Genomic DNA, 905 nt, shown 5'->3' on the forward strand with positions numbered 1-905 from the left:
GACGAGGGGGACGGGGAGGATGGGGTGGTCACCCCGTCATCCTGCCGGCCCCGGCGTGGTGTTCGACCCGGAGCACGCCTGTTCGGGCGAGACCGGGGGCGGGGAGGTCCGCCGGTCCCGGTGCCCCGGGGCCGGCGGAGGGTGTTCAGCGCCCCGCGGCACGCCGGTACGCCCACCCGGCCAGGACCAGCGCCGGGAGGCCGATCGCCGCGCAGACCGCCAGGTTCGCCGCGACCGACCCCCAGTCCGGGCCGGGCCCGAGCACCTCGGCCAGGGCCTCGACACCGTAGGTGGAGGGGAGGAGGTCCCGCAGCCATTGGATCGGCTCCGGCATCCGCGAGGCGGGCAGCACGCCCAGCAGCAGGGCGGCCGACATGCCCAGCTGGCCGCAGAGCGTCGCCAGCTCCTGCCGGGGCGCGAGCAGTCCCAGCGCGGCGCCCAGGCCCGCCAGCGCCGCGCCGGCGAGCGGAACGACGGCGATCAGCAGCCACAGCCCGGTCATCGGCAGTTGGTACAGCGCGCAGCCGATGAGCGCGGTCACCAGGGCCCCGGGAACGGTGAAGGAGGCGTAGGCGGCGGCCGTGCCCAGCACCACCGAGGCGGCCGGGGCCGGGAGGGTCGCCCAGTGGTCCAGGCCGCCGGTGGCCCGCAGTCGCCCGAAGTACTGGGCGAGGAGGTTGAGCGCCACGAAGGCGACGACCAGGACGGTGGAGCCGGCCACGACCGCGCGGGCCTCCTCGCCGGTGCCGCCGTCCACGACCCCCCGCATGAGGATCATGATGCCGACGGACTGGAAGCCGGCGACGAACAGCAGCGGTATGCGGGCGACCCCGGCGCGGGAGAGCTGTGCCCGGTAGACCGCGCCGAGCGCGGCCGGCGGTCGGGGGCCGGGGGCCAGGGGGGCG

The 905-nt window shown here is 77.1% G+C and carries 1 protein-coding gene; it reads right to left on the minus strand.

Going from position 1 to position 905, the window contains the following annotated elements:
* Nucleotides 1–145 precede the first annotated feature (145 nt).
* Nucleotides 146–905 (minus strand): ABC transporter permease (locus FOE67_RS27105; RefSeq protein ID WP_228474355.1); only part of this gene is annotated, 760 nt, incomplete at its 5' end.

It is taken from the genome of Streptomyces calidiresistens (assembly GCF_014141525.1).
In the GTDB taxonomy this organism is placed as follows: Bacteria; Actinomycetota; Actinomycetes; order Streptomycetales; family Streptomycetaceae; genus Streptomyces; species Streptomyces calidiresistens.